Origin of the sequence: Ensifer sp. 22460, assembly GCF_052044935.1 — a bacterium.
Taxonomy (GTDB): Bacteria; Pseudomonadota; Alphaproteobacteria; order Rhizobiales; family Rhizobiaceae; genus Ensifer.
Genome location: NZ_JBQENZ010000004.1, coordinates 282935 through 302656, shown reverse-complemented (window position 1 = coordinate 302656; position 19722 = coordinate 282935). Strand labels below are relative to the sequence as shown.

Here is a 19722-nt window from a genome sequence, read left to right as displayed (position 1 = left end):
GTTGTCAGGGCGTTCTTACGAAGAAAGCCGGGCAATGGAAAGTCGAAACCATCACTCCGACGGTTGGTCCAGCCCCTGCTGCAGGGCGGAGAGGACCGACATCGCGTGCCCCGCATATTGGCTGATCCAGCGGTCGTGAATGGCTTGGATCGGCAAAGCGTTCAGGTGGTTCCAGCGCTCGCGGCCCTCGCGGCGAACGAGCACGAGTTCGGCCTCTTCCAGCACCTTCAGATGCTGCATGACGGTGCAGCGATCGAGATTGTCGAATTGTTCGCAGAGCATGCCCGTCGTCTGCGGCGCGTGTTTCATGGCGTCGAGCATCTGGCGGCGCAGGCCGTTGGCCAAAGCTTTGAAAACGATGTCGTCTTTCGATACGGTTGACATGTTATGTTTTTATAACATATTCTGTTTGAGCTCAATAGGAGGAACATCAGATGCCCTTCGAATTCCGTGTGAATGGACGGATCGATCGCCCGGTCGCCCAGGTCTTCGATGCCGTCGTCAATCCGGATCAGCTCAGTCGCTATTTCGTCACCCTTGGCGGCATCAGCGGGCCGTTGGTCACCGGCGCTACGGTCAAATGGTGGGGGGAAGTGCCGGTCCAGGTCGAGGCGGTTGAGCAGAACGAGAGGATCGTTTTTCGCTGGGACGCCATGGTCGCCAAGGGCGAGGAGCCCTACCAGACCCGCGTGGAGATGCGTTTCCAGTCGCTGGATGACGGCGCCACTATGGTGACGATCGCCGAAAAGGGATGGCGCGAGAACGAGCAGGGGCAGAAGGGGTCTTATGTCAACTGCGAAGGCTGGTCGCAGATGCTTGCCTGCATGAAGGCCTGGCTCGAATACGGCATCAACCTGCGCCAGGGCTATTACCTCAGCGAACTCTCAGGCAAGCCGGCACTCGAGCCGCAAGCCTGAGCCAGCCGGCGCCCGGCATCCCGCTCCGAATGCGGGCGCGAAATTATCGGCAATCGAAACACAAACAATGAGCCGCGTCGGCAGGCGCCGGGCGGCAATAGGAGATTGCGTCATGACGAAAATTACAGGCGGCATCAATATCGCGGTGAAGGTTCCCTCGCATCAATACGAGGCAGTCGTCGCCTTCTATCGCGACACGGTCGGCCTCGAACCCATCGAAGAAAAGCTGCCGGCCATCGGCTTCAAGCTTGGGCCCAACCAACTCTGGATCGACGAGGCGCCGAACTACAGCCAGGCCGAGGTCTGGCTCGAACTCTTTACCGATGACCATGTGGGCGCGCTTGATCATCTCGCTGCCAGGGGCGTTGTGCGCTGTGATGCGGTGGAAGATCTCGGGGAAGGATTTCGCGGCGGCTGGATCATGAACCCGGCCAATATCGTGCACATGGTGCGGACACCGGACGCCTGGTAGGCGGCCGGCAGCCCGGGTAACGTCAATAGGCCGGGGGAAGGCCGCCATTGGCGACCGATGCCATTGGCACGCCCGCAGCCGGCTCGGTCATCGGCGGTTCCGCCTGCAGCACGACGACGCGCGAATCGAGCGGCACACGGCTGTAGAGATCGATGATATCTGGGTTGAAGAGACGGATGCAGCCGCTCGAGACGGCTTTGCCGACCGACCAGGCCTCGGTCGTGCCGTGGATGCGGAACAGCGTGTCGCGGCTGCCCTGGAAGAGATAGAGCGCGCGCGGCCCGAGCGGGTTGCGCACGCCCGGCTCCATGCCGCCGGCAAGCGGGCCGTAGCGCTCCGGCTCACGTTCGACCATGCTTTGTGTCGGCGTCCAGCGCGGCCATTCGGCTTTGCGCGCAATGCGGGCCTCACCCTCGAATTCCAGGCCGGCCTTGCCGACGCCGATGCCGTAGCGCATCGCCATGCCGCCATCCTGGACGAGGTAGAGGAAGCGGTTCTGGGTATCGATCACGATCGTGCCCGGCGGCTCGTGCGTCTGGTAGGCGACCTGCTGGCGGAGATAACGCTTGTCGACCTTGCTGATGTCGATCGCATCCAGCGGGAACTTTTCGTTGGGCAGCGGCCCGTACATCGCCACATAGTATGGATCCGGTCCCTTCGGTTTGGCCGGCCCCGACGTGGTGACGCAACTGGCGAGCGTCGAGGTGGCGAGAAGAAGGGCGAAGAGCTGCGCCAGGCGACCGGCGCTGTTCCGGGACACACACATAATGAAATTTATTATCCTGCTGATTGTCATTTTGGGCGGGAGGCACGGCTTTTGCCGCTCTTCCGTTCTAATGTCAAAGACGGCGTCGGGGCGGCGACAGCATGTCGCAAATGAGGCAACCAGTGAGTGTGGCCGAAAGGCGACAATCGGCCGTGTCACGCTGGCTATCGCAACTTCGCTTGATCCGCTTTCGACCGCGGGTGTATGCCATATCCATGCAATGGAGCGATCAGGCCATTATTCTCGGCATACGACGGCACGGCGAAAGCTCTGCCATCGTGGAGGTCATGAGCGCCACCCACGGCCGGCATCTCGGCATGGTGCGCTCGGGCCGCTCGCGCATCATGCAGCCGGTGTTGCAGCCGGGCAATTCGGTGGAAGTCACCTGGCGCGCGCGGCTTGACGAGCATATGGGCGAATTCCGCATCGAGCCGGTGGAGCTGCGGGCCGCGCGGCTGATGGAAACGGCAACCTCGGTCTATGGCATTCAGGCGCTCGGAGCACTCCTGCGGCTGCTGCCTGAGCGTGACCCGCATCCGCATCTCTACGAGGCGCTCACCGTCATCGTCGATCATCTCGCCGATCCGGCCGATGCCGGAGAATTGTTCGTGCGCTTCGAGCTCGCGGTTCTCAACGATCTCGGCTTCGGGCTCGATCTGACGGAATGTGTGGCAACCGGCGCCCGCACCGAGCTTGTCTATGTGTCGCCGAAATCGGGCAGGGCGGTTTGCCGCTCGGCCGGGGAGCGTTATGCGGACCGCATGCTGGCGCTGCCGGATTTCCTTTCCGCCGAAGCGCGCCGAGCTGCCGATCACGACAGCCTTGCCGCCGCTTTCCGCCTGACCGCCTTCTTCCTCCACCGCCATGTCTATGAGCCGCGCGGCCTCGACGTTTCTTCCGCGCGCGACGGCTTCGTCCATGCGGCACTCAAAGCGCTGAAAGCGCAATCCTCAGTCGCCTGATCCCCAGGAGTTATCAATGTATCAAGAACTTTATCCCGGCATGTCCGTATCCGGTATCGGCGTGCTGTCGCTCGACCGCGTCGCCCGCGACGGCGGTCTCAAGGCGATGCAGGACTTGCTGAGCGGCGAGCTGCCGGCGCCGCCGATGTCGAAGACACTGAAGTTCGGACTGAGCGAAGTCGAAGACGGCCGGGTGGTCTTCAAGGGATTTCCGACCGAGGAACATCTCAATCCGCTCGGCACGGTGCATGGCGGATGGACGGCGACGATCATGGACTCGGCGCTCGGCTGCGCGGTTTTCACCACGGTGAAACCCGGCGAGGCCTATACGACTGTCGAATTCAAGGTCAACCTCGTCCGGCCGTTGCTGCCGGGCATGGGCGAGGTTTTCTGCGAGGGGCGCATCGTGCATCGCGGCCGAACGATTGCGACTTCGGAAGCCTGGCTTCGCGATGGAAACGGCAAGCTGCTGGCCCACGGCACCGAAACCTGCGCGATCTTCCCGATCGACAATCTGCGGCGTTAAAAGCAATTTCAGGAAAAGTGCGAAGCGGTTTTCCGTCCGGAATTGCGTCGCTTCAAATACAATTTCAGGAAAAGTGCGAAGCGGTTTCCGTCCGGAATTGCGGCGTGAAAACAACTCCAGAAACAAACGCCGCGCGACAGTGCGCGGCGTTCTTCTTTGCGATCGCAGCTCTTGTCAGCCGATACGGCCGCCGCCCTGCTTGGTCACCGCAACGACGGCCGGGCGCACCGGCATATCGTCCTTGAAATCAGGCCAGCGGGTCGCCGGCGTCTCGTAGGTGGCAAGACCGGCGTCGCCCGGATGCTGGACGGCCAGGAAGAAGGTGTCCGACGTCGGGTTGAAGCACGGGCCGCACATTTCCGCGCCAACCGGCACGCGGAAGAAGAGCTTCGACGTGCCGCGGGCACTGCCGTCCGTGTCGATCGCCCAGATGCCGTCGGTCCGGCCGGTTTCCTTCTGGTTGTTGCCGTCGGTCGAAACCCAGAGGCGGCCGTCGGTGTCGATGGCGCAGTTGTCGGGCATGCCAAACCAGCCGTTCTTGGTGGTCGCCGTCGAGAACGAAGCGCCGACCTCGGCAACAGCAGGATCGCCGCACTTCAGCAGCACGTCCCAGCGGCTCTTGAGCGACGCGAAGTCGCCGTCGGTTTCGGTGATCTCGACGATGTGGCCAAAAGCGTTCTTGGCGCGCGGGTTGGCGGCGTCGACTTCTTCTGCCTTGCGCTTGGTGTTGTTGGTCAGCATCACGTAGACCTTGCCCGTCCTAGGGTTCGGCTGAACGTCCTCCGGGCGATCCATCTTGGTGGCACCGAGCGCGTCGGCGGCGAAGCGGGTGTTGATCAGCACGTCCGCCTGCGAGGCGAAGCCGTTGGCTTCGGTCAGCGGGCCTTCGCCGTGGGTAAGCGGCATCCAGGTGACGGTGCCGTCCTCGTCGAACTTGGCGACATAGAGCGTGCCTTCGTCGAAGAGGTCCATGTTGGCGGCGCGATCATCAGGGTTGAAGGTGCCCTTGGTCACGAACTTGTAGACGTAGTCGTAACGTTCGTCGTCGCCGGAATAGAGCACGACGCGCCCGTCCTTGTTGACAATCGATTCACAGCCTTCGTGCTTGTAGCGGCCGAGTGCGGTGCGCTTCTTCGGTACCGAGGTCGGATCCAGCGCGTCGACCTCGACGATCCAGCCGAAGCGATTGGCTTCGTTCGGTTCCTTGGAGACGTCGAAACGGTCGTAGAAGGAGGCCCATTCGTACTGGCCGCCCGGTGCGCCCAGGCGCTTGAGCTGCTTGTACTCCGGGTGGTCTTCGGCGAGCTCGCCGCCGAAATAGCCGTTGAAGTTTTCTTCGGCCATCATGTAGGTGCCCCAGGCGGTGACCCCGCCGGCGCAATTGTTGATCGTGCCGAACACCTTCTTTCCCGTCGGGTCGGACGGCGTCTTCAGGCGGTCATGACCGGCGGCCGGCCCGGTGATCTGCATCTCGGTGTTGACCGTGATGCGGCGATTGTTCTTGCCGTCGAGAACCGGCTGCCACTTGCCGTCGACCTTGCGGATCTCGATGATCGTGCCGCCATGGGCGGCCATTTCGATGTCGACCAGTTTCTTGGTGTACTCACCGAGAACGACCTTCTCTTCCTCGACTTCCTTGCCGTCCTTCGTCACCTTTTCCTTCACGACGCTGGCGAAGGCCGGGAACATCAGCTCGGCATTGGTATATTCGTGGTTGACGACCAGGAGGCCATGGTCGGCGCTGCCCTCAAGCGGAATGAAGCCGACATAGTCGTTGTTGTAGCCGAACAGCTTTTCCTGGGCGGCGGCCGTCTGGTTCTTCGGGTCGAACTCCGGGCTATCCGCGAAGATCTTGTCGCCCCAGCGCAGCAGGATGTCGGCATCATAACCTTCGGCGACATGGTGCTTCTCGTCGACGCCGGCTTCGATCTCGGTGAAGTCGAAGCGCGAACCTTCCTCGGCGCGTGCTTCTTCTGCAGTCAGGAGAGCCAGTGGGCTGACCGTCGTCGAAATCGCGGCAACGGCGAGCGAGCCGCCGATGAACGAGCGGCGCGAGAAACGGCGATGGATGATGTCGCCCATCGTCGGGTTGGTGGAACAGTTGTGGCCAATGTCTTCCAGCTCTTCCCTGCGTTCCGTCAGCGTCTTGAATTCGGTCTCTTCCGTCTGGCCGAGATGCTTGTCCATGATCGGGTCTCCTGGTTGAACGATGGAAACCACCGCGCCGAGACAGCGGTGTTCATCCGCCTGTATCAGTTGCTCGGTGACAGTTCTGCGACAATTCCGTGAAGAGATTACAGTGCTCGGCCGTCTATTGCATGTTTCCTTGAATCGTCACCGATTTAAGGAAACATGCCGCAATGCTGAGTGCTACAGCGACCTTTGTGCGTCTGATAAGACGCGCGGCGCTGTAGAGATTTGGCGAGCGTACAAAAGTTTGTATGGTTGCGCCGAGCACGCCGGTGCGACCGTCAGGGGAATACATGTTCGAACTCTTTGCTTTTCTTGCCTTTATCCTCGCTCTTTCCGCCTTTGCCGGCGGTCGCAAGACGGCCGAGCGGCTGGGGGCCGAAATCGCCGCGCTGAAGGCGGAGGTCGCGAGGCTGAAGACCTCGTCGGGCGAAGGCGTTCAGGCCGAAGCGACGACCGAAGACCTCGCCGCCGCGCCCGAATTGCCGGTGGAACCGGACACGGTCGAGGAGGCTGCGATCGGCTTGACCGCCGGCGCGCGCGAGGGTGCCCGGATCTTCGGCGACGCGGAGAACGCGGCGGAAGACATCGAGGGTGGCGAGACCATTGCCGCCAGCACCGAAACGCCACAGCCGGTTCCGGCTGCGGCCCGTCAGACCGAAAGCCTGGAAAGCCGCCTCGGCGCGCGTTGGGCGGTCTGGGTCGGTGGCATTGCGCTCGCGCTCGGCGGCGTCTTCATGGTCAAGTATTCGATTGATGCCGGCCTCCTGAGCCCGGCGGTTCGCCTGACGCTTGCCGCCCTGTTCGGTCTCTTGCTGATGGCAGCAGGGGAGGTCATTCGCAGGCGCGCGGTGCCTGTCATCGCCAATGAGTTCCAAAATGCGATGATCCCCGGCATCCTGACGGCGGCCGGCGCCGTCACCCTGTTCGGTGTCGCCTATGCCGCCTATGGCATCTACGGCTATATCGGCACGGGCGCGGCATTCGTTCTGCTGGCCGCGATCTCGCTGGCGACCGTTGGTCTGTCGCTGCTGCATGGGCAGGCGCTCGCCGGCCTCGGCCTGCTTGCCTCGCTCGCAACCCCGGCACTCGTCTCGAGCGACGAACCGCGCCCCTGGGTCCTCTTCGGTTTCCTCTCGGTAGTCTGGCTTGCGACTTTGCTCGCGTCGCGGCTGCGGACTTGGACGGTAGTGCCGACCCTTGCCAACGTCGGCATCGGGCTTTGGGGGCTTGCCTATATCACTGCGGCCTCGCCATTCGAACCGCTGCCGGTCGCCTTTGCGCTGTTGGTGATGATCGTCGGCATCGGCCTCGTCTGGCCAGGTGCTACGGAAGCTGCACCCGCGCCCGAAGTCCCTGAGGGTGCGCAGCGACGCGGTGCCATTGCCGGACCATGGGAAAGGCTGTTTATCCCGCCGCATGCGGCAATCTCCATTTCCGCGGCCATCGCCGCCACGGTGCTTGCGCTCCTTCTGATCAGCCCGGCGGTTTCCGCGGCGACGTATCCGGTGACGGAGTTTGCCGTTGTCATTGCTGTCCTCGCTGCCTTGGGAGCCTGGCGAGCGACGGCGGTCTATCCCGCCGTACTTTCCGCCGTCGGCGCAGTCGCCGGCGTCTGGAGCCTGACGGCGCTGAGTGGCGTGCTCGCCTATCTCGATCCCTCGCTTGCCGACGCTCTGCCGACGATCGTGCTGCCTGGCCGCACCGCCATGATCACGGCAATGCTGCTTGCGGCGCTGTTCGTGTTGCTCGGCGGCTTCGTGCTATCGCGCCGCCTCGTCACCCATCCGCATTATTCGACCCTTTGGGCCGGCATCGCCGCGGTTGTCCCGATCGCCCTGACGGCGATGTCGTTCCTGATGACCGGCAACTATGCCTTCGATCTGCCGCACGGCCTGTTCTCGCTCTTCGCCGGAGCCGCGCTGCTCGCGTTAGTGGACTGGCTTTACCGCCGCGGCGGCGAGGCGGAGGCGCGCGATATCACGGCTGGATTACTGGTCGCCGGTTCGTTCGCGTTCTTTGTCCTTGCCCTTCATGCCTGGACCGATGGGCTCGTCACCACACTTGCGATTGCCGTGCTCGGAACAGCCTATGCGCTCGCGACACGCATCCGCACCTGGCCGATCCTGCCCTGGATGACCGGTGCTGCGGCTGTGGTCGTTCTCGGGCGCATCGCCTGGGAGCCGACGATCGTCGGTGCTGGCAATCTCGGCACCACGCCTGTCTTCAACGCGCTCCTGCCGGGCTACGGCATTCCCGCCGCGCTCCTCGCCGGCTCCGCCTATTTCCTGAGATCCTGGTCGAACACACGGGTACGCAACCTCCTGCAGGCGCTCGCCAGTCTCTTCGTGCTCTTGACGCTCGCGATCCTCGTGCGTCACGCGATGAACGGCGGCGTGCTCGACAGCGCTGTGCCGACGCTCGGCGAGCAGTCGATCTACACGCTGCTGGCGATCGGCGCCTCGGCGATCTTCATGAGCCTCGACATGAAGTCGCCGAGCCCGGTCTTCCGCTATGGCGGCATGGGCCTCGGCGTACTTTCGATGTTGTCGGTGCTTTCGGCGCATCTCCTCGGCCTCAACCCTTACTTCAGCGGCGAGCTTCTCGGTCATATCCCGTTCTTCGATCTCCTGCTGATCGGCTATCTGCTACCGGGGCTCGGCTATGCGGGGCTGGCCTGGTATGCGCGTGACAAGCGGCCGTTGCCCTATGTCATGGCGCTTGCGGTCAGCGGCGCTGTGCTGGCCTTCGCCTGGGCGAGCCTCACGGTCCGCCGTGCATGGCAGGGGGAAAACATCGCGGATTGGAAGGGTTTCCTGCAGGGGGAGACCTACACCTATTCGGTTGTCTGGCTGCTGCTGGGCGTGTTGCTGCTCGTGCTCGGTTCGCGTTTCCATGCCAAGAGCATTCGCATCGCTTCGGCCGTTCTCGTCTTCGTCGCTGTCCTGAAGGTGTTCCTGATCGACATGTCCAACCTCGAAGGTTTCCTGCGGGCCCTGTCCTTCATCGGCCTTGGCGGGGTATTGATCGGGATAGGGCTCTTCTATCAGAAGATCCTGTCCGGTGTCGGCGTCGCATCGACGGCGCCGACAGATCCTGCCGAACAGCAATAGGACGTCATGACACATATTTCGAAACTGGCGGCAGCCTTCGCGCCGCATGAGGATCTCGCCGCGGTGCTGCTGCCGCATGCCTTTGCCGCCGATGACGGCTCGCATGATGCCGCGCATCTGATCCGCGTCTGGAAGAATGCTGCGCGCATCCACGCGGAGGAGGGCGGCGATACGCGTTCGCTCGCCGCCGCCGTCCTGCTCCATGATTGCGTCTCGGTCGAGAAGAACTCGCCCTTGCGCACCCAGGCATCACGTCTGGCGGCGGAGAAGGCGACCGGCATTCTGCAGGAACTCGGCTGGGGTACGGGAGAGACCGGCGCCGTGGCGCACGCCATCCTGACCCACAGCTTCTCCGCCAACATTGCACCGGAGACGCTGGAGGCGAGGATTCTTCAGGATGCCGACCGGCTGGATGCGATCGGTATGGTCGGCGCCGCCCGCTGCTTCTATATCGCCGGGCGCATGGGCAGCGGTCTCTATGACCCGCTCGATCCGCTGGCGGAGGCAAGGGAACTCGATGACAAGGCGTTCGCCATCGATCATTTCGAGACCAAGCTGTTCCGGTTGGCCGATGGCTTCAAGACCGAAGCTGGCCGCCGATTGGCGGCGGAGCGCGAGGAGCGCCTGCGCGACGTGCTTGCCATGATGCTCGATGAAATCTAATTCTTTCAAGATATTGCCGCTATCCCGTGAATCGGATCGTCAGGCGCTTGAATCTATTTTTGAACATGAAGGAATTGTCCATGAAGGTGACCGGCCTCAACATTCATCCGCTGAAAAGCGGCCGCGCCATCGCCCGTGAGACGGTCACCATCAATCTCGATGGCGTCGAGGGCGACCGGCGCTTCATGCTGATCGAGCCCGACGGACGCTTCATCACCCAGCGCGAATTGCAGGCGCTGGCGAAGGTCGAAGCCAGCCACATCGATGGCGGCGTGCATCTTAGGATGGGCGACAGGGAAACTTCGGTACGCTTTGATCCGGATCGCCGACTGAACGTCCAGGTCTGGGGCAGCGAAGTCGATGCCGCCGTTTCCGACGATGCGGCGGATGAGACGCTGTCGGCATGGTTCGGCCGCCCGGTCAAGCTTGCCCACATGGACGCCTCGGCCGAGCGCTTGGTCGGTGCCGATTGGGCCGGCACCGCAGCGCCTGTCGGCTTTGCCGATGGGTTCCCGATCCTGATCACGACGACCGGCTCGCTCGCCGATCTCAACCGGAGCCTCGCCGAAAAGGGCCAGGAACCCGTCGGCATGGACCGCTTCCGCACCAACATCCTCGTCGATTGCGACGACGCCTGGGATGAGGACTTCTGGGAAAGCGTCGAAATCGGCGGCATCCGGTTCGATCTCGTCAAGCCCTGCGCCCGCTGCATCATGACGACGCAGGATCAGATCACCGGCGAGCGCATCGGCGGCAATCCGATCCAGGGGCTGGCCGAGAAACGTATGTCGTCTGATCGGCGCGTGCCCGGCGTGCTCTTCGGCTGGAACGCGGTGCCGCGCAGCGAAGGCACCCTGAAGCTTGGCGATGAGGTCAAGGTCACCAGCCGGCGCGGTGAACGCTGGCCGATGAAGGTGCGTGCTTCGGCTTAAGTCGGACGCAACTCCGGACGGAAAGTCGTTTCACATTCTTCTCGGAATTGCTCCGGGCGGTATCACGTCCAGGGCGTGATGCCGAGAAGCTTGGCGCCGAGATCCGAGAGGCTGGCGGGGGAGGCATTGTGCTTTTCCCATTGGCGCGGGTCGCCGGGAAAGGCGTCACGCTTGGGGTGGTCGAGTTCCCGCCACAGCCGCACCCGCTCCTCGCGCTCGGCGACATTGTCCCATTCGGCCGGATGCATCGAGATATATTGCGCCATCCGCACACGGTCGTCGGAGTGGTTGGGGCGCACACCATGGGCGAGCAGGCTGTTGAAAATCATCAGGTCACCCGCCGCCATCTCGATGTTGACGGTCGAGAGGCCTGTCATGTCGGGGTGCATCGGGTCGCGGTCGGCCGGCTGGGTCCTCTCCCAGCTTTCGAAATTTTCGAAGAGTGCCGGCACGCATTGGAAGCCGCCGACGTCGCCATCCTGCTTCTTCAGGCTCAGCACGCCCTGAACGCCGATCGGCAGCGGCCGGACCGAGGTGTCGACATCCCAATGGATGAATCCGTCAGGATTGCCCTTCACCTTCTTCGGCGGATTGAGGTTGGCGCGGTCGATCGTCACCCACAGATCCTCTCGATCCCAGATGTCGACGAAGGCGCCGTAGATGCGCGGCTCCTGCCGGTTGTCCCAGAGATACTGGTGATTGTAGATCTCCAGCATGCCGGTGTTGTTGAGTTCCTTCATCTTGTGCTCGCGCCGCTGCGGCGCATACCAGGTCGAAGGATCGCTCGGATCCTTCTCGTCGAAGCGCCAGAGCAGATCGACGAGGCGCTCGACATTGGCCGGCGGCACCGCCTGTCTCACGATGACGTAGCCCTTGCTGACCCAATGCTGCCAGTCCGTTTCCGAAAGCACGCGCAGCGGCAGCCGCTTCTTGATGTCCTTCAGTTGTACCTCGAGGTTGGCAGCCGTGGGGTGGCTGTCTCTGAGCGCCTGCATGAATGTCTCCTCGCCTTGAATGTTCGATTGGTCGATGGAGAAAGCCTAGCCTTCCGGTCGAGGCCATGTTGCACGAAGCATGCCAAGATTGATACTATTCTGGCATCGTGAGCCGAAGGCATGCAACATGAAGGCTGTTTTGCAGAAAATACCGCGGGCGACCAATGCTTCGTCGATCCTGCTCGACCGCCGCCTCGACGTCGCCATTCCGTTCCAATGGCACCATCATCCGGAGTTCGAACTGACGCTGACGCTCAACTCGCGCGGCCAGCGCTTCATCGGCGACCATATCGGCGCCTATGACGACGGCGATCTCGTGCTCGTCGGTTCCAACCTGCCGCACACCTGGCATTCCTCCGGCAAGATTGACGATGCCGAACCGCACGTGGCGCTGGTGCTCTGGTTTCATCCGGAATGGGTGGAGCGTCTGGAAGAGGGCTTCGTCGAGCTCACCGGCGTCAAGGCGATGTTCGAGCGATCCGCCCCAGGCTTGCAGTTCACTCCGGAAGTTGCCGCCCGCGTGCGTCCGCTATTCGAAGGGTTGCGCCGGCTGGCGCCGGAGGAACGGCTGCCGGATGTCCTGTCGCTGCTGACGATCCTGGCGCGCGAGCAACAGGTGGCACCGCTGTCGAGCCGTGTCGTCACGCCATCGGGCCGATCGGTCGATCGTGGACGCCTCGACCGTGTGCTCGACCATATCCATCTGCACTACGCCGAGAACCCATCGATGGAGGAACTCGCTGACCTTGCCGCCCTCAGCCTTTCCGGTTTGCATCGCCTGTTCCTGCGCCACCTCAACATGCCGGTCTCGGAGTATCTGATGCGGTTGAGGATTGGCGAAGCCTGCGCGCTGCTCAGCGGCTCTGGACGATCGATCGCCCATATCGCCGAAGCAGTGGGCTATCGCTCGATCGCCAACTTCAATCGGCAGTTCAAGGCGGCGAAGGCCATGACGCCCAGGGAGTTTCGCAACCGGTTCCGCAGCGCCGCTTGAAAGAGGAGTCTTGGCGGCATCAATTTCGGTGATCGCGGCGTCAATATAATTGGCTTTTATCTGTTTTAGCCGCCGCCTAGGATGCCGCTCCATCAATCGGAGATATTTCATGTCCGCTGTTTCCGGAGCATCCGCACCGTCCCATGCTCGTCAGGAGATGCCCTGGCTGATCATTGCGGCCGGCTCGATCGTTGCGATGCTCACCTTCGGCCCACGCTCGGCGATGGGCTTCTTCCAGTTGCCGATGCTCGCCGATACCGGCTGGGATCGGACGACTTTCGGCCTCGCCATGGCCTTGCAAAACCTCTGCTGGGGCTTGAGCCAGCCGTTCTTCGGCGCGATCGCCGACCGGTTCGGCACTTGGCGGGTGCTTGCCATGTCTGGCCTTCTCTATGCTGCGGGCCTCATCATCATGGCCTTTGCCAATGCGCCGATCTGGCTGCATATCGGTGGCGGCGTGCTCGTCGGCATGGCGGTCGGCTCCGGCTCCTTCGGCATTCTCCTGTCGGCCTTTGCCCGCAACGTCACGCCGCATCAGCGGTCGCTCGCCTTCGGCATCTGCACGGCGGCGGGCTCTGCCGGTATGTTCCTGTTCGCGCCGTTGAGCCAGGGGCTGATCTCCGCCTATGGCTGGTCGGACAGCCTCGTCTATCTCGGCGTCCTCATGCTGCTGGTGCCGTTCTTCGCGATTCCACTGCGTGGCAATGCCTCCTCCGGTCGCCAGAGCGAGGCGCAATACAAGCAGTCGATCGGCGAGGCGCTGAAGGAGGCGCTTGGCCACAAGAGCTACTTGCTTCTCGTCTCCGGTTTCTTCGTCTGTGGCTATCAGGTCGCCTTCATCACTGCGCATTTTCCGGCCTATATCGGCGATATCGGCATCGACGCGCGCTATGCGGTGATCGCGCTGGCGCTGATCGGCTTCTTCAACATCATCGGCTCGCTGTCTGCGGGTTTCATCGCCCAGCACTACTCGAAGCCCTACTTTCTGGCGCTGATCTATATCGCCCGCTCGGTGGCGGTGACCGCCTTCCTGCTGCTGCCGCAGACGCCGGTCTCCGTCGTCATCTTCGCGATCGTCATGGGCCTGCTCTGGCTTTCGACCGTGCCGCCGACCAACGCGCTGGTCGCGATCATGTTCGGCACGCGGCATCTGGGTCTGCTCGGCGGCATCGTTTTCCTCTCGCACCAGGTGGGTTCGTTCCTGGGTGTATGGATGGGCGGTTACCTCTACGACCACTTCGGTTCCTACGATCCGGTGTGGTGGCTCGGAGTGGTGCTCGGTATCTTCGCGGCGATCGTCCATTGGCCGATCGAGGAGAAGAGCGTGGTGCGGCCGGCGATGGCCTGACCGCATGTGCAAACTGGGGCGCTGCGAAAAACAGCGCTCCATTCTTGAATTCTGTCACAAAACTTTCTAAATCAACCCATGCGGCTTTGCCGCTTTTGTTTTGGTTCAATTATGCTCAGATTGAGCATAATTGAAAAAGCTGCCCGGGAAGAGGGCGGAGAGGAGATCTCGATGACGCGCGTTGTTTCCCGCAAAGAGGCGGTGGCGAACCCGGTTCTTGTCAGCGCTGCCCAGCGCTTTGGTGTCATCGAAAGACCCGAACTTGCCTTCACGCCAGCGGTCGCACGCGAGACGGAACATCTCTACGAGAAGGTGAAGGACTTTATCCCGGCGATCGAGTGGCCGGTCTATGCGCCCTATGTGCACGCCATCAACCGGCTGAAGAAGGAGCGCAATGCCGTCATCCTCGCGCATAACTATCAGACGCCCGACATCTTCCACTGCGTCGCCGATATCGTCGGCGACTCGCTGCAGCTTGCCCGTGACGCCAGCAAAGTCGATGCCGAGATCATCATCCAGTGCGGCGTGCACTTCATGGCCGAAACGTCGAAGCTGTTGAGCCCGGAAAAGACGGTTCTGATCCCGGACGGTAAAGCCGGCTGCTCCTTGTCGGAATCGATCACCGGCGCCGATGTGCGCCTTCTGAAGCAGCGTTACCCCGGCGTTCCTGTCGTCACCTACGTCAACACCTCCGCCGACGTGAAGGCCGAGACCGATATCTGCTGCACCTCGTCCAACGTGCTTGACGTCGTCGAGAGCCTGGAATCCGACACGGTGCTCTGCATCCCCGACGAATATCTGGCGATGAATGTCGCGCGCCAGACCAACAAGAAGATCGTGACCTGGAAGGGCCACTGCGAAGTGCATGAGCGCTTCACCGCTGCCGAGCTGCTCGCTTACAAGGAAGCCAATCCGGGCATCGAGATCATCGGCCATCCGGAATGCCACCCGGATGTGATCGCCGTTTGCGATTTCGCCGGTTCGACGTCGGGCATGATCAACTATGTCAAGGACAACCGCCCGTCGAAGGTGCTGCTCGTCACCGAATGCTCGATGGCATCGAACATCCAGGCCGAGATCGAGGGCGTCGAGTTCGTCAAGCCCTGCAACCTCTGTCCGCACATGAAGCGCATCACGCTGCCGAAGATCCTCGACAGCCTGCTCAACATGACGGAGGAGGTTCTCGTCGATCCGGCGATCGCCGCCCGCGCCCGCCTTGCGGTCGAACGCATGGTGAACCTCAAGCAGTAGCAATTCCGCCTGGCGGTTCGCCCGGCCTACAGCGCCGCGCGCCTTATCAGGCGCGCAAAGGTCGCTGTAGAATATAGAAACTCTGCATGCGCATTGGAGGAGAATGAAACATGCTGACCGACCACTTCCGCCCGCAATCCTTCAACGGGATTGACGACATCGTCATCGTCGGCGGCGGCCTGGCCGGCCTTTTCTGCGCGCTGAAGCTGAGCCCGAGGCCGGTGACGATCCTGGCTGCCGCGCCCATCGGCCACGGCGCCTCGTCGGCCTGGGCTCAAGGGGGCATCGCCGCGGCCATGAGCCCGGGCGATACCTTCGAGAAACACGTTGCCGACACGCTCGCCGCCGGCGCCGGCATCGTCGACGAGAAGATGACGCGCATGATGGTCGCCGAAGGCCCGGCGCGCATTCACGATCTTCTGGAATATGGCGTGCCCTTCGATCGCGACCTCGAAGGCAAGCTGCTGTTGTCGCGCGAGGCGGCGCATTCCGAGCGGCGCATTGTCCGGGTCAAGGGTGACATGGCCGGCAAGGCGATCATGGAAGCGTTGATTGCCGCGGTGCGCAAGACGCCGTCGATCCGCGTGATCGAGGGTTACGTCGTGGAGGAACTGGTTCGCGAGGGCCGGTTCATCTCCGGCGTCATCGCGCGGCCGGATGCCGGCCAATCGAAGAAGCGCGTCTCGTTTCCGGCGCGTGCCGTCGTACTCTGCTCCGGCGGCGTCGGTCATCTCTATGCGGTCACCACCAACCCTTGGGAAGCCTGCGGGCAGGGAGTCGGCATGGCAGCGCGCGCCGGCGCGATCATCGCCGATCCGGAGTTCGTGCAGTTCCATCCGACCGCGATCAATATCGGCAAGGATCCGGCGCCGCTGGCGACCGAGGCGCTGCGCGGCGACGGTGCCCATCTCCTGAATGCGGCCGGCCATCGCTTCATGCTCGACATTCATCCGGACGGCGAGCTTGCGCCGCGCGACATCGTTTCGCGCGGGGTGTTTGCCGAAGTCCAGGCGGGGCGCGGTGCCTTCCTCGATTGCACCAAGGCGGTGGGCAAGCACTTCCCCGACATGTTCCCGACGGTCTATGCCTCGTGCACCGCGGCCGGCATCGATCCGGTGACCCAGCCGATCCCTGTCGTGCCCGCAGTCCACTACCATATGGGCGGCGTGCTGACGGACGCGGAAGGCCGCACGTCGATCGATGGCCTCTGGGCCGCCGGCGAAGTCACATCGACCGGCGTGCATGGCGCCAACCGCCTTGCCTCCAATTCGCTGCTCGAAGCGGTCGTCTTTGCGGCCCGCATTGCCGAAAACATCAAGGGCACGCTGCCGACGCCGCAGCTCACCGAGTGGGGCGACAATGCCGGCGAGAATGACGATCCGGTGACCGTCGAGGACAGCCCGCAGCTCAAGGTTCTGCGCCAGGTGATGAGCGATTGCGTCGGTGTGATCCGCACCCGCGAGAGCCTGCTGAAGGCAATCCGAGAGATCGAGCGGCTCGAGCGCGAAAATTCGCGCATGCGCTTCACCAACATCATCACGACAGCCAAGCTGATAACCGTCGGTGCGCTACGCCGCACGGAAAGCCGCGGCGGCCACTTCCGCGCCGATTGCCCGGCGGAGCGTCCGGAATGGCGCCGACGCACCTACCTGACGCTCGCCGAAGCCAATCGCCTTTCAAAGGAATTGGCTGAAACGGAACCGGCGTGATCCGGCACTCCGCCACTCGCATGTGACTGAAGCTCAAGGACCGCCAGCAAATGATCGCAGCCCTCCGCCCCGAACTGCCCGCACTGATGATCGAGGACCAGGTGCGCGCCGCACTGCTTGAGGATCTCGGCCGCGCCGGCGACATTACCACGCTGTCGACGATCGGACCGGAGCTGACGGCAACGGCCGGCATGAACGTCCGCGACGCGGGCGTCGTTGCCGGGCTTGATCTGGCCCGCGCCGCCTTCCGTCTGGTCGACCCGTCGATCGGTTTCGAGGCGTTGGTGGCGGATGGGGACCGGGTGGCGCCGGGCACGGCGATCGCCCGCATCTCCGGCCGTGCCCGCGGGTTGCTGTCCGCCGAGCGGGTGGGCCTGAATTTCCTTATGCATCTCTCGGGTATTGCCACCTATACGGCGAAATTCGCCGGCGAGATCGCCCATACGCGTGCGAAGGTTTGCTGTACCCGCAAGACCATCCCGGGGCTGCGCGCACTCGAGAAATTTGCCGTGCGTCTCGGCGGTGGCTCCAACCACCGCTACGGGCTCGACGACGCGGTGTTGATCAAGGATAACCACATTGCCGTTTCCGGCGGTGTCGCCAGCGCCATCCACGCGGCGCGGGCCTATTGCGGCCATCTCGTCAAGATCGAGGTCGAGGTCGATGGTCTCGATCAGATGCGCGAGGCGCTGACCGCCCAGCCCGACGTCATCCTGCTCGACAATATGGGGCCGGAGCTGCTGCGCGAAGCCGTCGCCGTCAACCAGGCATTCTGGCAGCTCTCCACCGACGCCTACGCGCTCGACGCCCGCCGCACCCGGCTCGAGGCCTCCGGCAACGTCAAGATCGATACTGTGCGCGCGATTGCCGAAAGCGGCATCGACTACATCTCGACTTCAAAGATCACCATGGCCGCTCCAACGCTCGACATTGGCCTCGATGTGGTGATCAACCGGTAACGAGCAGTTCAACCAGCGTTATCGCTGCATGATGAACGGGCAGGCGAAGCGCTCGCCGACGGTGATCTGCGTGCCGCAATCGTAGCGGCAGGTCTTGAACTGCCCGTTCGAATCCTGGCTGTTGAGATTGCAGATCGTGGTCTGAGGCTGCATGCCGCCGCCCTGCTGGTTCTTGAAGTAGTCGGGCATCTTCGGCTTCTCGTCGATACCCGACTGGGGCGAGGTTCCGAGCAGCGACGTCAGCAGGGTCAGTGCGAGCAGCATGGGCTTACCTCGGTCTTAAACGTCAGGTGGCGGGCATAGGAGAGTTCCGTCTCCACCCGCTGCACCAATCATATCATGATCCAGCAATGTAGGTGGCGTCTCGGGATGTTTTTAGACGCAGGTCCGCTTTTCAGGGATTATTGACTGCGATCATCGCCCGCCGACCTTGAGGCCCGGGGCAGGGCGCTCATCGAGGATCTGGCGGCGGAAGCGGAAGAGGGCGGCCGGGCGCCCACCGGTCGAAGACAGTGTCATGCCTGTCGGTTCCACCAGCTCCGCGCCCTCGACGAGGCGGCGGAAATTCTGCTTGTGCAGGTGGCGGCCGGAGATTGCTTCGACGGTCGCCTGCAGGTCGGTCAGCGTGAACTCCGGCGGCATCAGTTCGAAGACGACAGGGCGATATTTGAGCTTGCCGCGCAACCTCGCGATCGCTGTCGCGACGATGCGGCGATGGTCATGGCGCATCGCCTGCCCGACGGTCAGAACGTCGTGGCCGTTGCCGTGGCCGTCGAGCACAGCTTCGGGCACGAGCCCGGCCTCGTAGAGCAGCTCGTAACGCTCCAGCACACGCTCCTCGTCCCAGGGAAAATCGTCGAGACCAAATGCCAGGCGAATGCGCGCCCGGCGGCGGGCGATCCGGGCGGCCTGTTCTTCGCCGGTGGCGCCAGTCTCCCAGCGGGCAAGCCCCGGCAGGATCGCCTGATCGAGGACCGGTGGGCGGCCCTGCCGCCAGTCTTCCCAAGGCAGGTAGCCGTACCAGTCGCGCCAGTGCGCGCCGGCTTCGGCGAGCCGCTCGGTGTTTTCGGCGTCGGTCCTGGTTAGCGCCAGATAGCCGACCGAGACCATGTGTTTGCCTTCTTCGCCCGGAAGCCGCTGCCGGCCGCGATCACCGAAGGTGTAGAGCTGTTCGATATAGCCGAGTTTCAGCGCCGTGCGCTTTTCGACGCGATCGCGCAGGCTCGTCTCAAAGGTCCGATGCAGCGCCGGATCAAAGGGGCCGAAGGGCAGGCTGTCTCGCGCGTCGCCGTCGGTTTCGCTGACGGCAAGGATCCGAGGACTGCGCTGGACGACGGCGACGATCGCCGCATTGAGGCCGATTTCGACCGTCGTCGGCTGCGTTTCAGTCGGCAACGGCTGCCCCCTCGGCAAGAAGCGGCAGGACAAAGGGTGCGTTACCGTCGGTGTCCGCACCTCGGCCGATCCCGCGCACGGCGGCCATGAGCCGCCCGTTACGCTGGAGCACCGTATCACCGATCTCGATAAGCCGGCTGTTTGGCGTTGCGAAGGGCGAGGCGCGCCGCAGGCGCTGAACCAATTCTGCGTCATCCTGGTCCGGCTCGGCGGCAAGGGCCGCGATAAGCGCCGCTGCCGGCGAACGCGAAACGCCCATCCAGCAATGGACGAGCAACGGCCGCGCGCGATCCCATTCGCGCGCAAAGGCGACGATCTGCCGGACATGCTCTTCCTGCGGCGCGATGAGGTCACCGGTGCCGGCAAAGGTGATGTCGTTCATGCCGAGCGTCAGGTGCCGCGCCTTGGCGATGACCCCGGGGCGATGAAAGTCCTGGCCCTTGGCGACAAGGCTGATCATCTCGGTGCAGCCATGGCGAACGGCCATTTCGGCGATGCGGGCGAGTGGCGAAACGACGATCTCCGGCATG

At 63.2% G+C, this 19722-nt stretch carries 19 protein-coding genes; 12 read left to right on the top strand and 7 right to left on the bottom strand.

All coding sequences use genetic code 11. From position 1 onward, the window contains the following. Positions 1–51 precede the first annotated feature (51 nt). Entirely contained in the window at positions 52–384 is a 333-nt protein-coding gene (locus tag ACTJKM_RS07360) for an ArsR/SmtB family transcription factor (protein WP_058329451.1), read from the bottom strand. A gap of 50 nt (positions 385–434) precedes the next feature. Between ACTJKM_RS07360 and ACTJKM_RS07355 the strand changes: the two genes are divergently transcribed. Beyond that, positions 435–917 carry an SRPBCC domain-containing protein gene (locus ACTJKM_RS07355; RefSeq protein WP_058329450.1) on the top strand — a complete coding sequence of 161 codons (483 nt, stop codon included), beginning with the start codon at positions 435–437 and terminating at the stop codon, positions 915–917. Positions 918–1029: 112 nt separating this feature from the next. Continuing rightward, positions 1030–1389, top strand: coding sequence for a hypothetical protein (locus tag ACTJKM_RS07350; RefSeq protein ID WP_057252792.1), 360 nt, complete (start codon positions 1030–1032; stop codon positions 1387–1389). A 22-nt stretch (positions 1390–1411) separates the two neighbouring features. Here the strand turns inward: ACTJKM_RS07350 and ACTJKM_RS07345 are convergent, their stop codons facing one another. Further along, complete coding sequence (locus ACTJKM_RS07345) at positions 1412–2155, bottom strand: L,D-transpeptidase (RefSeq protein ID WP_058329449.1); 744 nt, start codon at positions 2153–2155, stop codon at positions 1412–1414. 215 nt (positions 2156–2370) lie between these two features. Between ACTJKM_RS07345 and recO the strand changes: the two genes are divergently transcribed. Beyond that, the gene (recO, locus tag ACTJKM_RS07340; RefSeq protein WP_058329448.1) at positions 2371–3117 is read left to right on the top strand and encodes a DNA repair protein RecO; all 747 of its coding nucleotides are present in this window, start codon (positions 2371–2373) and stop codon (positions 3115–3117) included. 16 nt (positions 3118–3133) lie between these two features. Further along, positions 3134–3643 (top strand): PaaI family thioesterase, encoded by a 510-nt coding sequence (locus ACTJKM_RS07335; protein ID WP_058320258.1) that lies wholly within the window; start codon positions 3134–3136, stop codon positions 3641–3643. Positions 3644–3817: 174 nt separating this feature from the next. Here the strand turns inward: ACTJKM_RS07335 and ACTJKM_RS07330 are convergent, their stop codons facing one another. After that, positions 3818–5830, bottom strand: coding sequence for a PhoX family protein (locus ACTJKM_RS07330; protein WP_058329447.1), 2013 nt, complete (start codon positions 5828–5830; stop codon positions 3818–3820). Between the two features lie 296 nt (positions 5831–6126). On the opposite strand from ACTJKM_RS07330, the gene ACTJKM_RS07325 reads away from it, so the two are divergent. The 3 genes from ACTJKM_RS07325 to ACTJKM_RS07315 all read left to right on the top strand — a co-directional run bounded on the left by ACTJKM_RS07325 (position 6127) and on the right by ACTJKM_RS07315 (position 10541). After that, entirely contained in the window at positions 6127–8946 is a 2820-nt protein-coding gene (locus ACTJKM_RS07325) for a DUF2339 domain-containing protein (protein WP_058329446.1), read from the top strand. 6 nt (positions 8947–8952) lie between these two features. Then, on the top strand, positions 8953–9609 hold the full coding sequence (locus ACTJKM_RS07320; RefSeq protein ID WP_057252781.1) for an HD domain-containing protein: 657 nt from the start codon (positions 8953–8955) through the stop codon (positions 9607–9609). An 80-nt stretch (positions 9610–9689) separates the two neighbouring features. After that, a complete protein-coding gene (locus ACTJKM_RS07315) occupies positions 9690–10541 on the top strand; it encodes an MOSC domain-containing protein (RefSeq protein ID WP_058329445.1) in 852 nt (283 codons plus the stop codon). A 62-nt stretch (positions 10542–10603) separates the two neighbouring features. On the opposite strand, the gene ACTJKM_RS07310 is transcribed toward ACTJKM_RS07315, so the two are convergent. After that, a complete protein-coding gene (locus ACTJKM_RS07310; RefSeq protein ID WP_058329444.1) occupies positions 10604–11536 on the bottom strand; it encodes a phytanoyl-CoA dioxygenase family protein in 933 nt (310 codons plus the stop codon). 127 nt (positions 11537–11663) lie between these two features. Here ACTJKM_RS07310 and ACTJKM_RS07305 point away from each other — a divergent pair, with 127 nt between their 5' ends. The 5 genes from ACTJKM_RS07305 (at position 11664) to nadC (ending at position 17797) form a co-directional block, all read left to right on the top strand. Beyond that, complete coding sequence (locus ACTJKM_RS07305) at positions 11664–12530, top strand: helix-turn-helix domain-containing protein (protein ID WP_440635490.1); 867 nt, start codon at positions 11664–11666, stop codon at positions 12528–12530. Between the two features lie 109 nt (positions 12531–12639). After that, positions 12640–13878 (top strand): MFS transporter, encoded by a 1239-nt coding sequence (locus ACTJKM_RS07300; RefSeq protein ID WP_058329442.1) that lies wholly within the window; start codon positions 12640–12642, stop codon positions 13876–13878. 171 nt (positions 13879–14049) lie between these two features. Further along, positions 14050–15129 carry a quinolinate synthase NadA gene (gene nadA, locus ACTJKM_RS07295; RefSeq protein ID WP_058329441.1) on the top strand — a complete coding sequence of 360 codons (1080 nt, stop codon included), beginning with the start codon at positions 14050–14052 and terminating at the stop codon, positions 15127–15129. A gap of 110 nt (positions 15130–15239) precedes the next feature. Continuing rightward, positions 15240–16838 carry an L-aspartate oxidase gene (locus tag ACTJKM_RS07290; protein WP_058329440.1) on the top strand — a complete coding sequence of 533 codons (1599 nt, stop codon included), beginning with the start codon at positions 15240–15242 and terminating at the stop codon, positions 16836–16838. Positions 16839–16891: 53 nt separating this feature from the next. After that, a complete protein-coding gene (gene nadC / locus ACTJKM_RS07285) occupies positions 16892–17797 on the top strand; it encodes a carboxylating nicotinate-nucleotide diphosphorylase (RefSeq protein ID WP_440660101.1) in 906 nt (301 codons plus the stop codon). A gap of 18 nt (positions 17798–17815) precedes the next feature. Here nadC and ACTJKM_RS07280 read toward each other — a convergent pair whose 3' ends face one another. The 3 genes from ACTJKM_RS07280 to ACTJKM_RS07270 all read right to left on the bottom strand — a co-directional run bounded on the left by ACTJKM_RS07280 (position 17816) and on the right by ACTJKM_RS07270 (position 19721). Further along, positions 17816–18061, bottom strand: a complete 246-nt coding sequence (locus tag ACTJKM_RS07280; RefSeq protein ID WP_058320251.1) for a hypothetical protein — start codon at positions 18059–18061, stop codon at positions 17816–17818. A 150-nt stretch (positions 18062–18211) separates the two neighbouring features. After that, the gene (locus tag ACTJKM_RS07275) at positions 18212–19192 is read right to left on the bottom strand and encodes an NUDIX hydrolase (RefSeq protein WP_058329439.1); all 981 of its coding nucleotides are present in this window, start codon (positions 19190–19192) and stop codon (positions 18212–18214) included. Then, positions 19182–19721, bottom strand: a complete 540-nt coding sequence (locus ACTJKM_RS07270) for a tyrosine phosphatase family protein (protein WP_057252763.1) — start codon at positions 19719–19721, stop codon at positions 19182–19184. The genes ACTJKM_RS07275 and ACTJKM_RS07270 overlap by 11 nt, the downstream gene beginning before the upstream one ends. Between the last annotated feature and the right edge of the window lies 1 nt (position 19722).